At 40.6% G+C, this 21267-nt stretch carries 24 protein-coding genes; 9 read left to right on the plus strand and 15 right to left on the minus strand.

From position 1 onward, the window contains the following. Positions 1-59: 59 nt before the first annotated feature. Positions 60-896 carry an STAS domain-containing protein gene (locus AM500_RS13775; protein WP_053599734.1) on the minus strand — a complete coding sequence of 279 codons (837 nt, stop codon included), beginning with the start codon at positions 894-896 and terminating at the stop codon, positions 60-62. Between the two features lie 250 nt (positions 897-1146). Here AM500_RS13775 and AM500_RS13780 point away from each other — a divergent pair, with 250 nt between their 5' ends. Together AM500_RS13780 and AM500_RS13785 are read left to right on the plus strand one after the other, a co-directional pair. Next, positions 1147-2454 (plus strand): alkaline phosphatase family protein, encoded by a 1308-nt coding sequence (locus tag AM500_RS13780; RefSeq protein ID WP_053599735.1) that lies wholly within the window; start codon positions 1147-1149, stop codon positions 2452-2454. A gap of 110 nt (positions 2455-2564) precedes the next feature. Further along, a complete protein-coding gene (locus AM500_RS13785) occupies positions 2565-3836 on the plus strand; it encodes an MFS transporter (RefSeq protein WP_053599736.1) in 1272 nt (423 codons plus the stop codon). Positions 3837-3873: 37 nt separating this feature from the next. Here AM500_RS13785 and AM500_RS13790 read toward each other — a convergent pair whose 3' ends face one another. Continuing rightward, on the minus strand, positions 3874-4692 hold the full coding sequence (locus AM500_RS13790) for an STAS domain-containing protein (RefSeq protein ID WP_053599737.1): 819 nt from the start codon (positions 4690-4692) through the stop codon (positions 3874-3876). 273 nt (positions 4693-4965) lie between these two features. Here AM500_RS13790 and AM500_RS13795 point away from each other — a divergent pair, with 273 nt between their 5' ends. Next, a complete protein-coding gene (locus tag AM500_RS13795) occupies positions 4966-7155 on the plus strand; it encodes a SpoIID/LytB domain-containing protein (RefSeq protein WP_053599738.1) in 2190 nt (729 codons plus the stop codon). Positions 7156-7244: 89 nt separating this feature from the next. Here AM500_RS13795 and AM500_RS13800 read toward each other — a convergent pair whose 3' ends face one another. The 10 genes from AM500_RS13800 to AM500_RS13845 form a co-directional block, all read right to left on the minus strand. Beyond that, complete coding sequence (locus AM500_RS13800) at positions 7245-7718, minus strand: SRPBCC family protein (RefSeq protein WP_053599739.1); 474 nt, start codon at positions 7716-7718, stop codon at positions 7245-7247. Positions 7719-7900: 182 nt separating this feature from the next. Beyond that, positions 7901-8482: a histidine phosphatase family protein gene (locus tag AM500_RS13805; protein WP_053599740.1), complete on the minus strand. Its 582-nt coding sequence runs from the start codon at positions 8480-8482 to the stop codon at positions 7901-7903. A gap of 36 nt (positions 8483-8518) precedes the next feature. Then, positions 8519-9229, minus strand: a complete 711-nt coding sequence (locus tag AM500_RS13810) for an alpha/beta fold hydrolase (protein WP_053599741.1) — start codon at positions 9227-9229, stop codon at positions 8519-8521. Positions 9230-9419: 190 nt separating this feature from the next. Then, positions 9420-10154 (minus strand): hypothetical protein, encoded by a 735-nt coding sequence (locus tag AM500_RS13815; protein ID WP_053599742.1) that lies wholly within the window; start codon positions 10152-10154, stop codon positions 9420-9422. 153 nt (positions 10155-10307) lie between these two features. Beyond that, a complete protein-coding gene (locus tag AM500_RS13820) occupies positions 10308-11141 on the minus strand; it encodes an aminoglycoside adenylyltransferase domain-containing protein (RefSeq protein WP_053599743.1) in 834 nt (277 codons plus the stop codon). Positions 11142-11289: 148 nt separating this feature from the next. After that, positions 11290-11928, minus strand: coding sequence for a CPBP family intramembrane glutamic endopeptidase (locus tag AM500_RS13825; RefSeq protein WP_053599744.1), 639 nt, complete (start codon positions 11926-11928; stop codon positions 11290-11292). A gap of 185 nt (positions 11929-12113) precedes the next feature. Then, a complete protein-coding gene (locus AM500_RS13830; protein WP_053599745.1) occupies positions 12114-12383 on the minus strand; it encodes a hypothetical protein in 270 nt (89 codons plus the stop codon). Between the two features lie 354 nt (positions 12384-12737). Next, positions 12738-13289, minus strand: a complete 552-nt coding sequence (locus tag AM500_RS13835; protein ID WP_053601728.1) for a hypothetical protein — start codon at positions 13287-13289, stop codon at positions 12738-12740. A gap of 245 nt (positions 13290-13534) precedes the next feature. Continuing rightward, positions 13535-14152: an aminoglycoside 6-adenylyltransferase gene (locus AM500_RS13840; protein WP_231688002.1), complete on the minus strand. Its 618-nt coding sequence runs from the start codon at positions 14150-14152 to the stop codon at positions 13535-13537. Between the two features lies 1 nt (position 14153). Beyond that, positions 14154-14936, minus strand: a complete 783-nt coding sequence (locus tag AM500_RS13845) for a class I SAM-dependent methyltransferase (protein ID WP_053599746.1) — start codon at positions 14934-14936, stop codon at positions 14154-14156. A 152-nt stretch (positions 14937-15088) separates the two neighbouring features. On the opposite strand from AM500_RS13845, the gene AM500_RS13850 reads away from it, so the two are divergent. Further along, a complete protein-coding gene (locus tag AM500_RS13850) occupies positions 15089-15376 on the plus strand; it encodes a DUF5316 domain-containing protein (protein WP_053599747.1) in 288 nt (95 codons plus the stop codon). Positions 15377-16031: 655 nt separating this feature from the next. Here AM500_RS13850 and AM500_RS13855 read toward each other — a convergent pair. Next, complete coding sequence (locus AM500_RS13855) at positions 16032-16808, minus strand: class I SAM-dependent methyltransferase (RefSeq protein ID WP_053599748.1); 777 nt, start codon at positions 16806-16808, stop codon at positions 16032-16034. Positions 16809-16854: 46 nt separating this feature from the next. Next, on the minus strand, positions 16855-17784 hold the full coding sequence (locus tag AM500_RS13860) for an SDR family oxidoreductase (RefSeq protein ID WP_053599749.1): 930 nt from the start codon (positions 17782-17784) through the stop codon (positions 16855-16857). Positions 17785-17945: 161 nt separating this feature from the next. On the opposite strand from AM500_RS13860, the gene AM500_RS25880 reads away from it, so the two are divergent. Further along, on the plus strand, positions 17946-18107 hold the full coding sequence (locus AM500_RS25880; RefSeq protein WP_197282598.1) for a hypothetical protein: 162 nt from the start codon (positions 17946-17948) through the stop codon (positions 18105-18107). A 241-nt stretch (positions 18108-18348) separates the two neighbouring features. On the opposite strand, the gene AM500_RS13865 is transcribed toward AM500_RS25880, so the two are convergent. Next, the gene (locus AM500_RS13865) at positions 18349-18768 is read right to left on the minus strand and encodes a VOC family protein (RefSeq protein ID WP_053599750.1); all 420 of its coding nucleotides are present in this window, start codon (positions 18766-18768) and stop codon (positions 18349-18351) included. A gap of 175 nt (positions 18769-18943) precedes the next feature. On the opposite strand from AM500_RS13865, the gene AM500_RS13870 reads away from it, so the two are divergent. From AM500_RS13870 to AM500_RS13885, 4 genes are all read left to right on the plus strand, one after another. Further along, positions 18944-19591 carry a FixH family protein gene (locus AM500_RS13870; protein WP_053599751.1) on the plus strand — a complete coding sequence of 216 codons (648 nt, stop codon included), beginning with the start codon at positions 18944-18946 and terminating at the stop codon, positions 19589-19591. A gap of 428 nt (positions 19592-20019) precedes the next feature. Beyond that, positions 20020-20340, plus strand: a complete 321-nt coding sequence (locus AM500_RS13875) for a YbjQ family protein (protein ID WP_043933198.1) — start codon at positions 20020-20022, stop codon at positions 20338-20340. Beyond that, positions 20341-20568: a hypothetical protein gene (locus AM500_RS13880; protein ID WP_053599752.1), complete on the plus strand. Its 228-nt coding sequence runs from the start codon at positions 20341-20343 to the stop codon at positions 20566-20568. Positions 20569-20892: 324 nt separating this feature from the next. Continuing rightward, the gene (locus AM500_RS13885) at positions 20893-21096 is read left to right on the plus strand and encodes a hypothetical protein (RefSeq protein ID WP_053599753.1); all 204 of its coding nucleotides are present in this window, start codon (positions 20893-20895) and stop codon (positions 21094-21096) included. The last annotated feature ends 171 nt before the right edge of the window (positions 21097-21267 follow it).

The raw sequence follows: 21267 nt of genomic DNA on the forward strand, positions 1-21267 counted from the left end.
ATTGCATGCAGAAAAGCCCAATTCGCAGGAGAATTGGACTGTTAGTTTTATTATTAAATTTAAAAAGTTTCGATGGAGAGGTATTTTTTAAGTGTTTCTTGTAAGGTTCCTTTTGTTTCGGCTTTGTCGATAAATGTAATGCCATAATGAATCATTTTTCTGACCAGGTCTGGGCGAAGACCTGTTATGACGCCTTTGCAGCCCATCATATTAATACCATTCAATACTTTCTGGAAGTGGTCCATGACATCCATTTCCATAGTTGCGATACCTGACAGATCCAGGATCAACGTTTGGACTTTTTGGTTGGCAATTTCTATTAACACCTTTTCCTCTATTGTCCGCATCCGGTACGAATCAATCAAGCCAATAAGTGGAAGGACTGATACAGAGGGACTGACTGGAATGATTGGAACGGATAAATGCTCGACAAGCTTGCGCTGCGTGTTTAAAAGCTCGTCCTTGAAGGTTGAATAGCTTAAAAAGAAATTGTTGAGGAATTGGTCGATTTTATCGTTAATTCGTTTCTCAAGACCAAAGAAATCTTCTTTTTTCACCAGGCTGCCATTATGTTGGTCGAATTGGTAGATAAATTTCCATAAAGTACGGCGGACCGCCTGAATCCATTCAAGTTTAAAAGAAAGGGTCAGCGCATGTTCAGCCCAAATTTGCCCTTCTTGCTCGGCAAAACGGATTAGTTCCTCTTCTTTTTCTTCTAAAACATAACTTGCAAGCAGTTCTGCATTCTTTAACAGATCAATATTCCCTTTTTGAAGAATCTCGTGGATTTTAGATGCAACACCCACAGCCTCCGAGAGTAATTGTTGTTTAAATTCTTCACGGTTCTCCGTAACGTACTCGGAAATCTGCAACCCTAAATTTACGGTAGATTCCATTTTATCTTTTTCCCCTTTTTATTTATTTCGAGTTGGTTAACAACTTATTTATAGTGTTAAAAGTATAACACTGATACTTTACTCAGAAAAATAATTAACCCTTCCTTATAACCCAACATATCTCTACCCTTTTTTATTTAAGGGTAAACATGTTTTTTATTACTTTTTACTACAGCTAGAAGGATTTTCCTTTCTATTTTTCCTAATATTTTTTATTATTAACATAGTACTATCTAAATTGGAGGCATTTATGGCCCGTCTTACTGATCATTTATTTGTCATATCTTTCGATTGCCTCGCCACACTAGATGTTCCTTTTTTAATGGAGCTTCCAAACTTTAGAGCTTTTATTGAAAAAAGTTCCTTTTGTAAAGGAGTTGAAACGATTTATCCGTCAGTGACTTATCCGTGCCATACAACTATTGTGACCGGAAATTTCCCTAACAAACACCGAATTATAAATAATAAAATGGTCCAGCCCGGGTGCCCTTCTCCTGACTGGTATTGGCACCGACATCATATTAAGGGAACGACTCTTTACGATGAAGCAAAAAAAGCCGGAATGTCGACTGCTGCCCTGCTGTGGCCTGTGACTGCCAAGGCAAATATCGACTATAATCTACCTGAAATTTTTTCAAACAGGCGCTGGAAGCATCAGATACCAGTGTCGCTCATGAATGGCACAGCGCTTTATCAGCTAGAACTGAACAACAAGTTTGGACACCTGCGAAGAGGAATCAGCCAGCCCTACCTGGATGATTTCGTCCTTGAATCAACCGTACATACCATTTTAACAAAAAAGCCAGGATTGATGCTCACTCATTTGGTTGACCTCGACTCCATGCGGCATTACCACGGATTTTCTTCAGAACAAGCCCATGCCGCGCTTCACCGCCATGATGAGCGTTTAGGGAGGATTCTAACAGCTATTAAGGAAGCGGGGCTCGAAGACAAATCGACGGTCGTTCTTCTTGGAGATCACAGCCAGCTTGACGAGTCTAAAGTAATTAAGCTCAACGTATTATTTAGGGAACACGGGCTGATCAAGCTGAGTGCGAGCGGCAAAGTTACTGAATGGAAGGCTTTTTGCAATAGCTGTGACGGCTCTGCCTATGTCTATTTAAAAAATGAGGGCGATAAGGAAACAAAAAAAATTGTCGCCAGCCTTCTCGAACGCCTATTAAAAGAAGGCAGCAATGGAATTGAAGCTGTGATAACAGGCGATGAAGCTGCCTTGAGAGGCGCAGATGGCAAAGCGCTCTATATGCTTGAGGCGGAACGAGGTTTTTATTTTGAGGAGGCGATTGAAGGTAATTTTATTGAAGATGTGACAGAGGAAACTGCCCGTGAGAAAAATTACACCTTTGCGTGCCACGGCTATTCGCCAACTAAGGAAGATTATAAAACAGTGTTTTTTGCAGCCGGGAAAGGAATTCGCCCTGGCATCGAAATACCAGCGATGAGGCTAGTCGATGAGGGTCCTACCCTGGCGAGGCTGCTTGGTGTTAGTCTCGGGGACACCGATGGCCGGGTCATCGAGGAACTATTAATGGATTGAGCGTGGTGCTGTGAAAATCGCTGTTATAAAAACAGCACATATAATTCAAAAACTTTCCGGTTAAATCATCTACATGAAAGTAAAGAAAACCAAATAAGGGGGGTACGTTCATGAAAGGTTTTACTAAGGAAGAAAGCAGCTGGATCCGCTATGACTGGGCCAGCTCGGCCTACTCGATTATCATTTCGACAGCCGTGTTTCCCCTTTTTTATAAGGCATCTGCAAAAAGTGCGGGAGTCGCTGATTCGGATTCCACTGCCTATCTTGGTTACACGATTGCGATTGCCACGTTCATCCTTGCGATGATAGGCCCTATTCTCGGGACAATTGCCGACTACAAAGGCCTGAAAAAGAAATTCTTTACGATTTTTTTCACCCTGGGCATTACCGCTACAGCTGCCCTGGCATTTGTGCCGGGCGAGAACTGGATGGCACTGCTTGTCTGCTATACACTCGCGGTGCTCGGTTCAACGGGGACGAATGTGTTTTACGATGCTTTCATTGTCGATGTTACATCTGACGAGCGGCTGGATCAAGTATCGGCACGCGGATATGGGATGGGTTATATTGGCTCGACGATTCCATTCATTATCTCTATAGCGGTTATCATAACTGCCCAGCAAGGCATCCTGCCGATTTCCGTGAATGTCGCAAGTAAAATTGCCTTCCTGATTACAGCTCTATGGTGGGGTCTTTGGGCGATTCCAATGTTTAAGAATGTGCACCAAAAACATTATATTGAGCGGGAACCGCAAATTATTTTAAACAGCTTCAGACGCCTTGGCAAGACGTTCAAAGAAATTCGCAAGTACAAGGCATTATTCTTATTCCTTTTAGCTTATTTCTTTTACATTGATGGCGTCGGAACGATCATCACAATGTCAACTGCCTATGGCACCGATCTTGGCTTGAACTCCACTACCCTATTGATTGTCCTTTTTGTGACCCAGGTAGTTGCCTGGCCGTTCGCGATCCTGTTCGGAAAGCTGTCAGCCAAATATACGGGCAAAAAAATGCTTTATGTTGGTATCAGTGTTTATATAATTGTTTGTATCTATGCGTATTTCCTCGAGACAGCAGCCGACTTCTGGATTCTTGCAATGCTGGTCGCTACTTCACAAGGCGGTATCCAGGCGCTTAGCCGTTCGTATTTTGCTAAGCTCGTACCAAAAGCGAATGCCAACGAGTTTTTTGGATTCTATAACATCTTTGGCAAATTCGCTTCAATTATGGGGCCTCTGCTGGTCGGTGCGACAGCGCAGTTAACTGGTAACTCGAGCATGGGTGTTTTCAGCCTTGTTATCCTGTTCATCATCGGAATCATTATCCTTGCATTTGTACCTGAGCCAAAAGTGGAAGGCCACGCTTCTAGAATTGCATAAAAAACGAAATCCACTCTGAGAGCCAGAGTGGATTTTTTTAACGAAATTTTTTAAGGGCTTGCTTTACATTCGCGAAAATCTCAAAGCTTGAAATGGATAAACCGCTATGTACGATTAATTTCGCAAGATCGGGACGCAGACCTGTAATAATCGTCCTAATGCCCAGAAGATGAAAAATGTTGCCGATATCATGTAGGGAGCGGGCGATTTCTTCATTAATATTTTTAATTCCGGAGAAATCAACAATAATATGCTTTATTCCCATTGCCGAAACTCTTGGGACAACTTTTTCAACGATATAGGTAACTCTGTAAGGATTAATATCCCCAATTAGAGGAATGACGGCAATATTATCGAGAAGCGGGACTATTGGTGCTGACAATTCGGCCATTTCGACTTCTGCCCCCGCTTTGAAGTGATCAGAAATCCGTTCGAAAGCCAACACTGTTTCATTCACGCTAACATCCATGAGCTTATTTATCCATTTTATCAGGAATGAGGTTTCTTTACGGGACAGGTCGAATTTCTCGCCGATTCCGGTTAAAAGATCATTAAAAACTTCTCGTGTAGGTGAATAACGGACAATAATTTTTGAAATGCTCCCACCTGTTTCAGCCTGTGCTTGAGCATTCTTTTTGCTCCAGGTGACAAGCGTTTCCGGGATTCCATCGCTCTCGCCATTAAGAAGTGTTTGGCTTAAAAAGCCTAATAATTCCCGGTACATCTTTTTTGCTTGTATAGCTTCCCATTCAGGAATCGTATCATCCAGCCTGCTAATCACTTCATGGACGATATGTTCCGCAAGCTGCTTTGCGTTTTGTCCTAAATAGGTGGATACGTTTAGCATGGAGCTCATCGCGTACCTCTCTCTTTCTATTAAATAGTATAGTAGGATTTCACATTATCTAAGTGTATAACTCCGTAAACTTGTTTGCAATTTTTTCGATTTACTGGCAATTATACCCAATGAAATGTCTGGCTTATGTAAAAAAACTGTAAAGATTTTAAATAATACTATAAAAGTCGTATTTTGGCAAAAATTAGCTCTTGTTGTATTTAATTGGCTGATATACTATTAATTTGAAATTGATAGATTATCATTCTATGAAAATAGGGAGAGGAGCACTTTTTGAAAGCAATTAATAGACTATTCTTGTTGGCTCTTTCACTGGCTCTTATTTTTTCATCCGTTCCATTCAACACAGTTGAAGCGGCGGAACCAACGGAACCTCTTATCTCAGTAAAACTGGTTAACACAGCATATGTAGGCAATAAATCGGAATTAACCATTATTCCGGAGATGGCCTACACAACCAATCTTCCAGGTGTATCTCTTGAAGCACAGCAAACATACCGTCTGAAAGTTAACGGTACAAATGTAGACCTTCTAAAAGGGACAACCCGTCTTGGAAGTGCAGCCATAGTCGATTTGAAACCAGTTAAAGGAAATGGCCCGCTTTCCATAAATGGCAATCCATATTTAGGCAGCTTTAGTTTTTCAAGTGAAAGCGGCAAGTATGTCCGCCCTGTTAATACACTTGGCCTCGAAGACTACCTAAAGGGTGTCGTACCGGCGGAAATGCCCGCTCTATGGAATATGGAAGCCTTAAAATCCCAGGCTGTTTCCGCTCGCACCTATGCATTGGGTTATGTAAATAAATTACCAAATGACACAGTCAGTTATCAAGTATATGCCGGTTACAAGTGGCATGAGAGAGCAACTCAAGCTGTCGAAGCAACTACCGGAGAAGTGATTACCTACGGAGGTAATTCTATTGGAGCAGGTGCCGTCTTTTCTTCAAGCAATGGCGGTATGACAGAGTCCAACACAAATGCTTGGGGAGGAACCCAGTCTCCCTACCTGAATGTGAAGCAAGATCCTTACGATCCTAAGACTGTTTGGAACTTCAATATGAAAAAGCAACAAATTAATCTCACCGGGCTTGACCTAAACAAAGCTGACTCCTGGTGGGCATCTACAATAGAGGCAGAACAAACAAAGGTTATTAACAACATCAAAGCCTGGATTAAGGCTAATGGATATGCCGGTAAGGATATAAAGCTTACCAATATATCAGCTCTTACGCTCGGCAGCAAAACCTCTGGAGGGCGTGTTAGCAAAGGAAGTATGACGATTCAATTTTTGGTTAAGGAGCAAGGTATTGCTTCAGTGAAGACGATTCAGCTAACTGATGTATCTGCTTCGAAAATCCGCTCAATTGTCGGACTCGACCTGATGAAGAGCTATTTGGTGGATTCAGTCGTATCTTCTACTGACACATTCTCAGTTTCAGGAAGAGGCTACGGCCATGGAGTGGGATTAAGCCAGTATGGCGCTAGGAAAGCTGGAGACTCCGGGAAAACCTATAAGGAAATCCTAGCGTTCTATTATGACGGTACTGCATTGAAAAAAATGTATCAGCCAGCACCTGAAATTGTTGAGCCGGTCATTCCTGACCCTGCACCAGCTGTTCCCGCTCCGCCACCTGTAACTCCGGCGCCGGCACCAGCACCAGCCAAGGATGAAACAGCGCCTGCCATTAATGAAACCAAGGCAGTCTTTGATTCAAAATCGAACAAAGTCAATGTTTCCTTTAAAACAAGTGAAACGGCAAAACTGACTGTGAAGGTTCAAGATTCAAAAGGAAAAGTGCTCAATACTCTTCTAAACGGAATTGAAACGCAATCAGGTGTCCAAACCGCTTCATGGAATGTAGCAACAATCGCCAATGGCACCTATACATTTGTCATTGAAGCATCAGATGCCAGCGGCAATAAGGGAACAGCTGCTTTGCCATTTAAGCTTGTGAAGCCTGCACCAAAGGATATTACCGCACCAATTATTAAAAATACAGCAACTTCTTATGATGCAAAAGCAAACAAAGTTTTCCTGAAGTATGAAATCAATGAGTCCGCAAAAGTAACCATTGTAGTTAAGGACTCAAAAGGAAAAATTGTCGCAACGCCAGCAACAAACCTTGCAGTGAAATCCGGTGTCCGCTGGGCATCCTGGGATGCTTCAAAACTTGCAAATGGCACATATACGATTACGATTACAGCTGTTGACTCCAGCAACAACAAGCGTATCGCAACTGTTACGAACAAATTAGCGAAGCCAGCCGCAAAAAAATTGACCGGTAAGGTAACGGCCACGACCCTTAATGTCAGGGCGACAGCATCATCCAGCGGCAAAAAAATAGGTTCCCTAAAAAAGAACCAGATCGTCACGATCATTTCCAAGCATGGCAGCTGGTACAAAATTCAATACCTTAAAGGCACCGGGTATGTCCACTCATCCTATGTAACAATTGTAAAATAGGTTAAAAAATAAAGCAGAGCAGAATCCACTAATGTGAATTCGCTCTGCTTTTTTATTGGAAAAGATATGCCAGTCTTGTTAATGATGATTTATGTCTTGAAATCATATTCTACTGAAGATTCAGCAATGCCTTTTAATACTTTTGCACGATTTTCAATAAATGCCTTCATATACCTTTCTAAGAACAGCTTATCAGCTAGGATTCCAATTACACCGAAAGGCGACTTATACTTGAATGTATCCATCATTAAGGTACCTCCCTCTTCCTCAACAAACTGATGAGTGTATTCAAAAGATGCGAAAGCTCCCTTCACCATAACATCCACAAAAATTTGAGGCTTTTCCATCATAGTTACTTTGGCTGTCAATCTTTGTTTAATACCAAAATGAACGGCTTCCCACGTAACACTATCTCCAAACTCCAATAATCCTTTTGTTATTCCGCCCACCGCCCGCTCTTTTGTCGCAGATGTCGTTTGGATATGTATGTCTACATTTCTTGCAAGATCAAAGCATACCTCAATAGGCGCATTGATCCATTCAATATGCTGAATAACTGGCACATCAATTCTCCTCTTATTAACTTGGCGAGACTATTTAGACTAGAACCCTCAAAACAAGTAATCGGCATATCGGGATAACATCGGTATTCCTATATATCCTATAAAAATACCAAACAAGAACACCCAAAAATAACTCCATTTCAGATATTTTTTCATCCCAATCCCCCACTATAATATACTATTTAATGCTCTGTCTCTTTACTGTCAACTTTTTCCCATATTTTCCTCACTTCTATTAATTCTGTTTTATTAAAAGTAAGTTTATAAATATCAGGCATATCAAGGTTCTCCCAAAACTCGAAAACGTATTTATTATCGAGGTAGTTCATAATTAGCACCATAATATTGCCGTGGGTTCCTATTACTATGTTATGACCCTGGAACCTTTCTAAAACTCTTAATGTGGCCGTTATTCCCCTTTTCTGGGCAATAATATTGGATTCCCCGCCTTCCCAGGAAAATGAAGGGTCCTCCCACACTTTTTTAATGGCATATTGAAAATCATTAACAGGACCAGCAGCTAAATTTCGCTCTTTAAAGTCGTCTTCCAGAATAATTTCCTTTCCAATACAATCTGCTACACCCTTCACTGTCTGAATCGCTCTTTCGTATGGACTCGAAACAATAAAGTCGATCGCTTCTTTTTCAAGATACTTTGTAATTTTATGTGCATCAGCTTGGCCCTGTTGGGATAACGGCCTTCCGAGTTCGTCCGGCGTATAATCGGAATGTGCATGCCGGACAAAAAACAAATTCGTTAACAATATCGCTTTCCCCCATCAAGTGATAGATTCGTTGAATTAGAGTTTATCAAGCGTTTTTAAAAAATCCTTGATCACGTTTAAAAACAAATCTCGATTTGGTTCCCAGAGTGCATGCCCAGCTTCAGCCAATTCGACTACCCTTACATTTTTAAGGATCATTTTGTATCTTTCTGTTTCTTCCTCTGTCAAAAGAGACTTTGTCGTTCCTCCCTTAATTATCAATACAGGAACTTCTATCCGTGTTAAATTTTGATCAAGATTAATAGCTGCTGATTCCCTCTGAATCCCTTTTACTACATGTTCCATCTCCTGATTTATATAACTGCGGCTAAGAACTCTTTCTGCCCATGATTTTGGTATAGACGGATACGCGGCAGGATAATCACAAAGGATTAGCCCTTTTAATCCTCGCGTTCTCGAGGCATATTCTATTGCATATGGAACACCCATTGAATAAGCCATTACACAGTACTCATGAACCTGGCTATCCATTACTACAGATTCTATATCATGAACATGGTCGTAAAATGAGTAGCCAGTGGCTGGAGCATCACTTTTTCCCCGGCCTCGTAAACTCATAGAAATACATTTTCTTGGCTTGAACTCCTGCAACAAAGCAACCGATTGCTCGGCGAAATTTAAAGCTCCAGGAACATACACTAACGGAGTTAAATGATTATCGTCCAAACTGCTCTCAAGATAATGAAGTTTTACTTCTTTCGAACGGATCCATTTATCAGCAAACATCCACTTTCAACCCTCTTTTCTTCTATTACAATATTATTCGCCCAACTTCCCCTATTTCCTTCCAATATTCTTTATTCAAAAAAACCACCTTCATCAGGCGGCATAGGGACTTCATATGTATGTGTTTAAATCTTTACTAAAGTTCTTTTATCCTGAATTTAAAGCTAAATTGTTTTTCAAATCAGGGCACCTATTCATGCTTCATAAAAAATTGATTCAATTTCTCTTCGGTTACCCCTTCCTGCAAAGAATTCTTAGAAAATCGCCAGCTATATGAAGGAATATCTTCTTTCATTTCAAATACGTCTTCGCTTTTTTTCCCGCTATCAAAGTAAAGCCATTCTATTGAAAAGTCATTCAAATCCCGATTCAACGCCTGGTTAGCAACTTCCATTATTTTGGCTGTTTCTTTTTCCTTATCAAAGGAACTTTCGATCTCGCCGATGAATAGGTACTCATGCATCTTATGTTTATGTACCTTGAAAATATCACCGTATGTATCGTCAACGCTATATTGATTGGCTATTTCTTCTGGAATATGGATATTAACTGCATACGAGATTTCTCCAAACCGGCTCATAAATGGTTCCCATGATTTGATTGCCTCGCTTCTCCATTTGGTTTCTTTGAAGGATTCATCGATAATATTTCCGCCTTCGGAAACATGGACCTGAAATTCCAAGTCGCTTTGATCCTTAGGATAAACACTGGCCGTATAGATTCCTTCTTCATCTCCCAAAGCTTTTGCAAACTTAATTTCACTTACTTTAAATGGAATTCCGTATTCCACCGATAACTCCTTAAGTATTCTCGTATTCACAGCATAAAGCTGTTTCGGTTTGAAGTAATAAATCTCTGCCAAAATGCCTCCGAGCACTAGTAGGACAAGACAACACCCAGTTACCATAATCTGTTTTTTATTCATATGAATCTTCTCTTTCCCCTGTTATTAGAATTTCTTCCAACAAATAGACGAAAGACATTTTTATTAGTTTCACATCTTGACTGAATTAGTGAAAGCCAAAAAGTGTGAGCGCTATACTTAGAACTAAAAGGGATACTGTGCAACCATTATCCTTTAAGTTAATTTGCACTCTATAATATTATTACAATACCTGATTAAAAATTTTGAAAACCTTATAGTTTGAGCCATTCGTTCCATCTCTGTTTTGAAAATCTCTGCCTTTATGCCCATACGTAAGTTCATAGCTTCCTTGATAATATCGTGCCATTCTACTGGAACTTCCTTTAATCCATAAACACCAGCATCCAACTTTGAAACAATATCATATTCCTTAAGAGTATAGAACTGCCGTAGTAAACCAAGGACGAACCATTCTATTTCAAAATCAATCTTTTCTGTAGGCAGATTTAATAAATCATCAATTGAATCTTCAGCCAATTGAATCCTATTTACCCAGTAAGTGTTCATATTTTCAAGCACATAAGAAAACAACTCTTTTGATTGAATTTCAAACTGAAAATCTTTGGGATCTGTTCCTATTATCTTAATTCCCTTTTTCTTAAGCACCCACCAAGTTACAGGGTTAAAATTAAAGTAATTACCGATACTCAGTTTTTTATTGTTGTAAAATGGATAGTTATAATTAAAATCAATGCTATTTTTGTAGAGTTTCCCCAAATCCTCCCAAAGAATATAAACTCCGTCCATTTCTGGCTTTTTATATTTTTTTGCAATGTGAGAATGAATAAACGACAAAGAATCCGAATCTTTCTCTGTTAAAGGACGGTTTGTTACGGTGATAAAGTCAATATCACTTGAATCATCAACATAGGCATTCAGGGCAATCGATCCGTGTATGTATAACCCTTCCATTGTTTCAGGAAAATGCTCATGAAACAGGTTAATATACTCTTTTAAGACATTGTCTATGATACTGGAAATTCCCATCAATAATTCTCCCACATAATTTTATTACCTATATTTTACAACAGCGAACCTGCCCCGTAACACAATAGTTTAAAAAATTCGGTAAATGCTCCAGATTTACTCACCCCTCGTTTAGATACATTTTTAAATAGCTTTGGTATGTACTGAATCAGAAAAACATTGAGAACACATTCCATAAAGAGTGTGCCAGGATTGGAACCCACAAATTTCTATACCGAATGGCAAGAATCCCAAGGGCAAGACCTACTAGTAACGCGCCAAAAGGATCAGAATGGATAAAAGCAAAAAGAAGAGAAGAAAGAATTAACATTGGATATCGTACTTTTCTGTATGGTACTAAAAGCAGTAATCCCCTGTACAAGAATTCTTCTTCAATCGGCACAATGATGCAAACAATAATAAACATCTGGAAATATTCTAGTAACCCCAAAGGCAGCAAATAAAAGGATAATGGCTCGTGCAGCACTAAAATAACGAATGATAGTGAACCCATAATCCAAAAGAAGGTACCTTTCTTTTTAAGAGGCGCCATACTAAATAGATACTCGTACTTCTTTCCGGTTAGAAAAAACACTATCACCAAAAAAAGTATTAATAACAATCTGTTTTGCAGCTGATAATTAATAGATCCTTCTGGTAACGTATCAGTAATGAATATAAATTGTTCAGGAAATTCAATGCCTCGGAGGAGAAATCCAATTAGGACAATTAATATAAATAGTCCACTTTTTCCTGCTAGGTTAGATAAGGATGTACTCGGTTTAGGTTCATTTAACTGGAGCTTCAAGTGACCCCCACCTCTCTAAATTACATAAAAATCTAACCTGCCTGTTAAACAAAAAACGGCCACTTTTCAAACAGTCCAAGAGTATATAATCAAACCTTCTCATCAATAATTTCTTGAGCCATTTATTTAGGGTGATAAATTTTTCGTTCATGGTTATAAAAATTTCATTCAGGTCTATAAGTATTTCATTCAGGGCTATATTTCTTTGAATACAAGTATGCTTTAACAAATCCAAGAGCCAAAAGAGAAAGAGCTCCGTTATATATAATAGAAAACAAAGCTAAAATAGGGACTTCATAAATCACCGAATAGATATAGCCTGTCAAAATACTTAATAAAATGATTACAATAGAAAATGTAATCCTTGGAAAAAAGAAACTTATTACTCCACTAAACAACATCACGAGTGAACCCATAATGAAGTAATGGAAGCTAAATACAAGTATGTATTCCAAGTACCAGCCCTCCCTATTCTTATTAGATTATAAATTCTACCAAAATACGGAAACTCCTTTATTCCCTTCTTCACCAAGTTGGGTAAATTCACTAATATTTTTATACAAATACCAATTAATCAAATTAGCATACTAATTAGTATCACTACGTCATAATATGTAAGGAATTGAGCTTCTAATTCTCCTTAATTCACTAAAAATCCTTTAAATACAACACAAAGAAGCAGTCCAATTGTTTGATTTGGACTGCTAAAATGGTGTGCTAATTTATTTCCTTTAATCGAAAACATACCATGTTTCAAAAAAATTTAATTATAGGGCTAATCCTGTACTGCACCCATTTAAAATAATCTCCTATTTATTCCGCCAAACTGCTGCGTATTTCTTCTTATATTTCGGAACTTCCTCAAGTTCTATAAGGCTGAGAGCGGTCGTTTTTAAATCTTCTTTTCCGGTAGCTTTATAGAGCTTTTGGAAATCTTCAATGATGTCGTATCTGACTAGTGTGTGATTTTTTTCGGATCCGCAATTTTGATAGCGATCCTCGAGATGCCGTATAACGAGTTCGAGCTGTTCCTCACCGGCAAGGCCAATTCTCCAAATTGCCTGGAGGCTATGCCGAGCGGTCACAGTCTTTGGATCTTTGGTCACTTGCCAAATTGCCGGGAAATCTGCAAGAATCTTTTTTTCTGGGTCACTAATGGCCAGATTGGATAGAAACTGTGCGGCTCTGGCCCGTTTGTGGTTGTCCTTGTTTGTCAAATCTGACTTCAAATCATCCCAGATTTCATAGGCCCATTCCACCTTCTCTTCTGTTATAGCCAAAAGATTTAACAGGGCTTCGTATTGGAGATTCCTATCGCTTGATTCAAGCTGTTCAAAAAGCGTACTAATTGAAGTTTCCATCATAATTTACCTCATTTCATAGAGAGACCATATCCAAAATAGGAATTAGGCTTTCCTCATCAGAAGGCAAGCCAACTTTGTTGCTTAAAGTTCGATTTAAACGGAGATATTCAGGAAAAATTGAAGATAGCGTTGCGAGAATTTCCATGTTATTACGGCTGCATTCCCAGTTGGAAAGCGATTTTAGCTGCAATTCATTCAATCTGCTTCTCTTTCCTTCAATCTTTGACCAAACCCCATACGGACTATCCAGATGCAGATTTTTTTCCATATACCAGCCAGAAGCAATCAGCCAACGAAATCCGGTCGAGGTTTGCCAGAGCATAATATAGTTCTTCCCGCATAACTGCCCGGTATGTTTCATGGGCAAATGCAAGTACTTTGGTCCGCCAAAACAAAACTTCTTTGCTAGTTGGAGTATAGTTTAATTCAGTTGATTTCCTGATAATAGGGCTAATCAGATCATCAGGGTCAAATAGTACCTTAAGCCCCTTGAGCCAGATAGAAGGCACGATTTCAGAGGGTTCGTGATACCAGCTATCCACCTTTACAAATGAGGTGTAATGGGTCACGATGACTGGGGACGAGGGATCCCAATCCTCATAAAACAAAACATCTCCCCATCTTTCCGTCCTGCTTGCTTTCGCTTTAATGAATTCACCCTTCCGCCCAGGAGCAACGATAATATGCAAATCAATATCCGAGTACCGATCAGCGTTTCCTTTCGCGAGGGAGCCATTTAGGTAGATTGCCAAAACATCTTTATCGTTCGTTAAATCTTCTAGCGCCTGTTTTAGCAATTCTTCACGGTGATGAGAAAGCCCCTCATCCCTTTCTTCGTGCCTGTTTGTCCAACCTGTCATATTATTTTTTCCTTCCAATATATAAAAAGTGTTCGCTGGCCCCGATTAGATTGGGATCCTGGCTGAGCTTATAGCATATTTTAAGCCATTTATCATATTCTTCTTGACTCATTTGAATGATATCCTTCTCTTTGCTAGCAAGAATATTCTCTACTCCGGCAAACACCAGTTCCTCAAGTGAGAATCCGTTCATGAAAGTCCTCGCTTCGTGGGGATCAGTAAAATAGGCGGTTGTGAAGCCAAGTTCACCATTATGGGTACCATAATCCAAATAGTTTAAAAGAGAATCGGGCGTGTCGATTGGGAATAAATTTTTAAGTGAATCAATAATTGGGGCATAACTCGATATGAAAGCCGCAATAAGTATGCCACCAGGTTTCAGAACTTTAAGGGCTTCCTCAACGGCTTTTTCCTGTTCAGATTTTTTCAGTAAATGATATAGTGGTCCCATAAGAAGAACCACATCGAATTTCTGGTGGATGCTGCTTAGGTCGAGAGCATTTCCCTGAATGAAACCTTCAAGGAAGACCCCGCTTTCTGCCGTTTTGATTTTGGCGGTTTCAAGATTGCGCTTTGAAAGGTCGAGCAATGTCACTCTGTGCCCTTTTTCGGCCAGGAAAATCGAATATCGGCCAGGACCGCCGCCTATGTCTAAAATATTGAGATTTTCTCCAGTTATGTAATCGTTCAGGTACCGTTTTGTAATATCAAATTCAATCCTGTGCCTGGCTAGCCGTTCCCACTCATCATATTCTTCATCATAATAACGCTGGATCTTTTCCATTCGAACTCCTCCCTTACTGTAATTTAATCAAACCACAATTTCAGAAAAACTAATATACTTTTTGAAAAAAATGGGATATCTTTGAGTCAATTAACTGGTTTTAATAGTGAGACAACCAGCAAGAAAAATTCAGTTTAGGAGTGTGAAAGACATTGAAATTCCTTACAATCGGAATTATGATATCAGTTATTTCGGCTATTGTTTCGTATTTCATGTGGGATGCTGCCCATGCTTATCAATTGCCTGGTATTGCAGGTGTGGCATTCATCATACTATCCGCAATTTTTTCTGGTAATCTTGTAAGCGGAGACAGGATGCGGGCTAATTTTGCCACTGAAACGGAGGATACTCGGCGTGAACGGCATGAAATCATGGTCCATTTTGCCTTACTCGGACTTCCAAACCTGGTTGTAGCTGTGTTCCTTTATTACCTACATTAAATTGTTGTTATTAAAAAACATACTCATTATTCTATAAACTTGCACCTTTTTCTCAACCTCTTCTACTGGCCACGCTTTTGCTTTTGAATTAGCTTTACCACCTGTTCCTTTGGATTCCAGCAGTTGAACTTATAGGAAGGTTTCGTTTCATACCCTAATCTGCTGCAAAGATAGTCCATTCCATTCGATGTCTTAAGAGTTCTAAAATGCTGGCATGTAGCGCAACAATGAAAGTCTTTTACACTCGCATTCAATTTTCTGCCACCTTTTTATGAGTTAGTATCCATTTTTAATCCCCGCATTTATAGATCTGCATTTAAACCAAGTCCTTTATATAGTTTTCTGCAGTCATGAAGTTAGGTTTCGGTAGGGTTTCCAGGCTCCTTGCTATATCCTAGCTTGATATGAATTATGAATGCGAGAACAACTAAAAAAATGGGGTAGCCCTCCTTCATTTGGCTTATGAAGGCAGGAAAAGCACGTAAAAACGGGCCTATCCCTCCTTCATTCGGCTTATGAAGACGGGAACAGCACGTAAAAACGGGGTTACCCTTCCTTCATTCGACTTATGAAGACGGGAACAACCATGAAAAAGATTGCTAGCCCTCCTTCATTTTTGTCTTATGAAGAAGGAAGAAGCTCGAAAAGTCGCAAGTCAAAAAGGAACGCCTTTTCTGCAAACATAAATCATTTGGCTGCTGAGATTGGTTACCGGTGATTCGTCCCAGCCGCCAAAGACATTGATGATTTCAAATCCATGTGTTTTTAATAGGCGCTCCATTTCCTTTGGATACACATATCGGAGTTTAATGTTTGATCTAGTTTCCTTCATGATTTCCCTCTCATGATTCAGGAACTCTCGAATTGTTGTATAGTGTTGGATTTGATTAAGCGAATTGTAAGAACTGATGGTATAGACATCTACCTGAGAATTCCCTTCTTTATCTTCGTACGTTTTCCAATATTCCTTTGTACTGGGCTGCAGCAGTTCCTCTGAATTAGGAAAGCGGGTGCCGAAAATGAACATACCGCCATCCACCAGATGCCTGTTCACCGAATGAAGCAAACCATCCTGCTCTTCGTTGGTCAAGAAATGTTGAAACGAATTGCCCACGCAAAAAATCATTTTGCTGCTTACATTAAGTTTCAAATCAGTACAGTCCTGTTCCACCCATCTAACTGTAATAGGAAACTGTGCCGATTTACGTTTGGCCTCTTCAAGCATGCCCTTATGAATGTCAACCCCAATAAGCTCATGGCCCTCAATGGCTAGCGGAATCGTTGCCCGGCCAGTTCCACAGGCTAGGTCGATGATTGGACCGGATACCCCGTTAGCCCATCTACGTAAAAAAGCAACATCTTCCTGATAGTGTTCATTTTCTTTGTCATATAAAACTGGTTCCGCATATTCCTCAAAATTATCCAAGCTCATCCCCCCTGTTTTCAACAATATCAGGGAGGCTTGCCGCCTTCAAATTTTAAGAACCGGTAACCTGCCCTCCATTCACATGGAGCGTTTGACCAGTGACGAATCTGGAATCATCGGAGGCAAGATAAACGAAAGTCGGTGCGATTTCGAACGGCTGGCCCTGTCTCTGCATCGGATTGCCAGCGAGGACGACCTGATCAGCGGAGAAACTGGAAGGAATCAATGGCGTCCAGAACTTGCCCGGTGCGACTGCGTTCACCCTGATTCCCTGCTTGACTAAGTTGTTGGCGAGCGCGCGGGTAAAGCCAACGTTTGCAGCCTTGGTGGCGGTATAATCAATCAGCTGCTCATTTCCGTAAAAGGCCACAACTGAAGCAGTATTAATTATAGAGCTGCCTGGTCTCAAGTGAGGCAAAGCCGCCCTGGTAACATAAAAATGCGAATATATATTAACCTTGAACGTATCATCAAATTGTTCATCTGTGATATCAAGCAAACTCAGCTGTTGGAACTGGATGCCAACATGGTTGCAAAGGACGTCCAGCCTGCCAAACTCCTGAATGGTATCATGCACAATCTTTTTGCATTGCTGCTTATCACGCAAGTCGCCGGGCAGCAGCAAACATTTTTGGCCAATCTGCTCGATGCGATCCCTAGTCCGGTTTGCATCCTCGTGTTCATCGAGGTAGGAAATTGCAACATCCGCTCCTTCTTTCGCAAAAGCAATTGCAACTGCCGCTCCCATTCCGCTATCCCCGCCAGTAATAAGTGCAACCTTTCCGGCAAGCTTCCCTGTTCCTTTGTAGTTCGGGTTCTCAATGATTGGCATCGGCACCATAAGCCCTTCAACACCAGGCTGCCGTCCCTGCCGCTGTTCCGGAACTGTCAGCGGAACATCTTCATATTGGGTGACCTTCCCATAATGCGGATGCATCGGGTATTGATTTTCAGTTGTTTCGTTTTGTCTCTTGTCGGCCATGGCCATCCTCCTATAAAGCAGATTCCATTTAGGTGTAAGCCCATTCGGGATAGTGTATGTGGGCGTAGGAATGATGTGCCAAACCTTAGGCGAGAGGCCGGGCACTTTTTTTCAAAAAAGAGTATATCCTAAAGGGACGATTGTATTTGGAGGGATATGTGATGCTAAGACCAGAGATTAGGTTTTTGGTGATGGATGAATGCGACGAAAAGCAGCAGACTGTTTATGCGAATGATCATACGAGAATTGAGCAGCCGGTAATAGGACCCCGGCCACCGTATTATACGAATGTTCGGATCGAAAAGGAATACCCGCTGATATAATAGAAATGGTGTTGGCAACCGCTGTCTCGCTAATAGCACCCCTGAGGATTCGCTATATCGAACATTTTTACAATTTATCGGTCATTCTGGAACGTTTATCGGTCTAGTAAAATTTTTATCGGTCCAATAGAAAATATAGCGGTCAAACGAATGTTAGTCCACACAAATTAAAGGGTCCTCCAATTGCCGGAGGACCCGCTTATTAGATAATATCTGTTTTCAGAAATAAATTTCACCTCTGTTATCCTTTTGGCTCTTGGTCAGGATCTTCCATATGGAAAACCTCCCAAAGGTGTCCGTCTAAATCCTCGAAACTCTGGCTATACATGAAACCGTGATCCTGTGGCTCTTTGGACAGTTTGCCACCTGCATCAACGACCCTAGTCACAAGCTCATCCACTCCGCTCCTGCTGCCAGCTGTAATGGCAAGGATGACTTCAGTTGTCCTTGCGGAATCTGCTAATTCCTTTTTGATAAAGCTTTGGAAAAATGGTTCAACGAGCAGCATCGCATAGATGTTTTCTCCGATGATCATGCATGTCGCGTTTTCATCGGTAAAACGGGAATCAAATTCGAAGCCAAGCTTTGAAAAAAATTCAATCGACCTGTCTAAATCCTTCACCGGCAAATTCACAAAAAGACTGTTTGCTATAAAAGCCATCCATCTAACCTCCTAAATTGGTATACCGTTACTATTCTGTATTATTCACTATACTCCTGTTTAAAAAATTGATATTACATAAATAATATGTTCTGGACTTTATTTAGGGTTGGTGTACTATGGAGTTGCGAGATACTTAACAGGCTCTCTTTTTAAGATTGAAGGAGGAAGTTTAATGAAAAAGCTGATGGTCATTATGATTGGCCTTTTGGCACTTGTTTTGTCAGGCTGCGGCAATACTCAGGAAAAAAATGATGCTTCGAACGGGGCTAAAAAAGAACCTCCAAAAATGGTAGAAGTTATGTTTATGGTTCCTGAAAAACTTGAACAGAACAAAGAAGCTGAACTGAAGGTGCACGTCACCCAGGGCAAAGAAAATGTCGACGATGCAAATGAAGTGAAGTTCGAGATTACCAGGCAAGGTCAGTCAACAAGTGAAATGATTGACGCCGATATTCAAGGTGATGGCATTTATTCAATTAAAAAGACTTTTACAGAAGCCGGAAAATATGAGGTTGTCAGTCATGTTACCGCTCGTGATATGCACACGATGCCTAAGGTTGTTATCGACGTGGTTGGGGATTCTGCCGCAAAAGATTCAGGAGATGCGTCCTCTGAACATGGCCACCATGGTCACGGGGTTCAGATGGAGTTTTCCACTGGCACCCTTCTAGCTGGAAAAGAATCTACATTGAAGGTTTCACTTGTGAATGATGGTAAGCCTTTAACCGATGCCGCCGTCCGTTTCGAAGTATGGAAGGACGGTGCCGAGAAGCATTATTTCAAAGATGCAGAGAGTGCAACAGCCGCCGGAACATATTAATCCAGTCACACATTCGGCGAAGCTGGCTCCTATCAAGTTAGAATTCACATTGAAAAAGGCGATATTCACGATCACCAGGACAAGAAAATTACAGTAAAATAGTTTGGAGGCTCGGGGATGGTTTCCTCGAGCCTCTCTTGTTATTATTCATGGGCTGCCCATCAGCTGACTAATTTTATGAATGACACTTTGGCTTCCTGGCGGGTACGAAATGTTATTCATCACCTTTATGAATGACATTTCCATCTCTCAGAGGGTGTGAAGTGTCATTCATCGCCTTTTTGAATGACATTTTGGCTTCCTGCAAGCTGTGATTTGTCATTCATCGTTTAACTCAATTTCGATATTCTAGTAACTTTTTCTAAATTTCCTGTAAGGTAAAGGAATTTCATTGTAGAAAAACGAATAGTTATACTGAGGTGATAAAAATGTTGGTAGTGACGACGGAAAAAATTGAAGGTTATCAGGTTAAGGAAGTAAAAGGACCTGTCTTCGGTCTGATTGTCCGAAGCAGAGGCTTGGGAGGCGATATTATGGCTGGCCTAAAGGGCCTTGTAGGCGGGGAAATTAAGCAATACACGTCCATGCTTGAGGATTCCAGAAAAGAAGCGATGGACAGAATGATCCGCAATGCAACAGCAATGGGTGCAAATGCGATTATCATGATGCGCTTTGATTCAGGAGAAATTGGCCAGAATATGAGTGAGATTGTCGCGTATGGAACGGCTGCGGTTGTGGAGAAGCTGTAAATGGAAATCATCATTGGCTTTTATGTTTTACAGGCATTGGGAGCAATTGTCCTGATCCTGCTTGGGTATTTTATTTATGATAAGCGCTACAAAAACAATCAGGGCAGCAAGGTTCCCCCTGGATTTATCGCAACGGATGAAATCAATGTTGATCCGGTGTCAGGTGAAAAGACTAAGGTGTACTTCAACACTGAAACTGGCGAGAGGTACTACAAGAAAATTACTTAGTGTTTTATGAAGAAGGACTCGCAAAGGCGGGTCTCTTTTCTTTTTGTTGTCCGCTTCTTTTTCACATTTTATTCCTACTGCTTGCAAAGACTAGTAATAAAAGGAGGTCTCTTGATGTCTAACTGCCCTACTTGTTCTTCGAAAAAGACAAATTTCAGGCAGCTAAGCTCAACAGCGACGAACGGTTCCTTGTTACTGGCGGGAAAAGCGACCCGAATAAGTACATTTACCATTACGGGTGCAGGGACTGTCAATCTGAGTTTGCTGTAGAATTCCATCAGGGAGAGCTTAAAACTATAAAATAATAACTTGGGAGGTGATTAGATGGACAAAAAAGATACTATTCGGGAAGAAGTGAATGTTGAATTAGGCGGCATGGGGCTCTATGGAACAACTTCAAATGTTCCTGTTGCTGGCTTTGAGGCTTCAGGGGATATTGAAAATGCAGGAGATTTATCCAAGTTCAAAAAAGAAAAAGGCCATATGGGAGCAACCTCTTCCCTGACTGGTCACCACCAGCAGGATTAAAAACACTTTGCAAGGTACTTAGGCAGCGTCTGAAGGAAAGCCTGACACTGCTTAACGAAACTGACTTAATTTTGAAGTACAAACCACGGATACAGTGTCTTTTGTTTTGTTTTGCTTTAAATTGATATGTAAATTAGCAAACAGGGCTTGGGCATATGTCGCCAAGCCTTT

It is taken from the genome of Bacillus sp. FJAT-18017, assembly GCF_001278805.1.
Lineage (GTDB): Bacteria > Bacillota > Bacilli > Bacillales > Cytobacillaceae > Bacillus_D.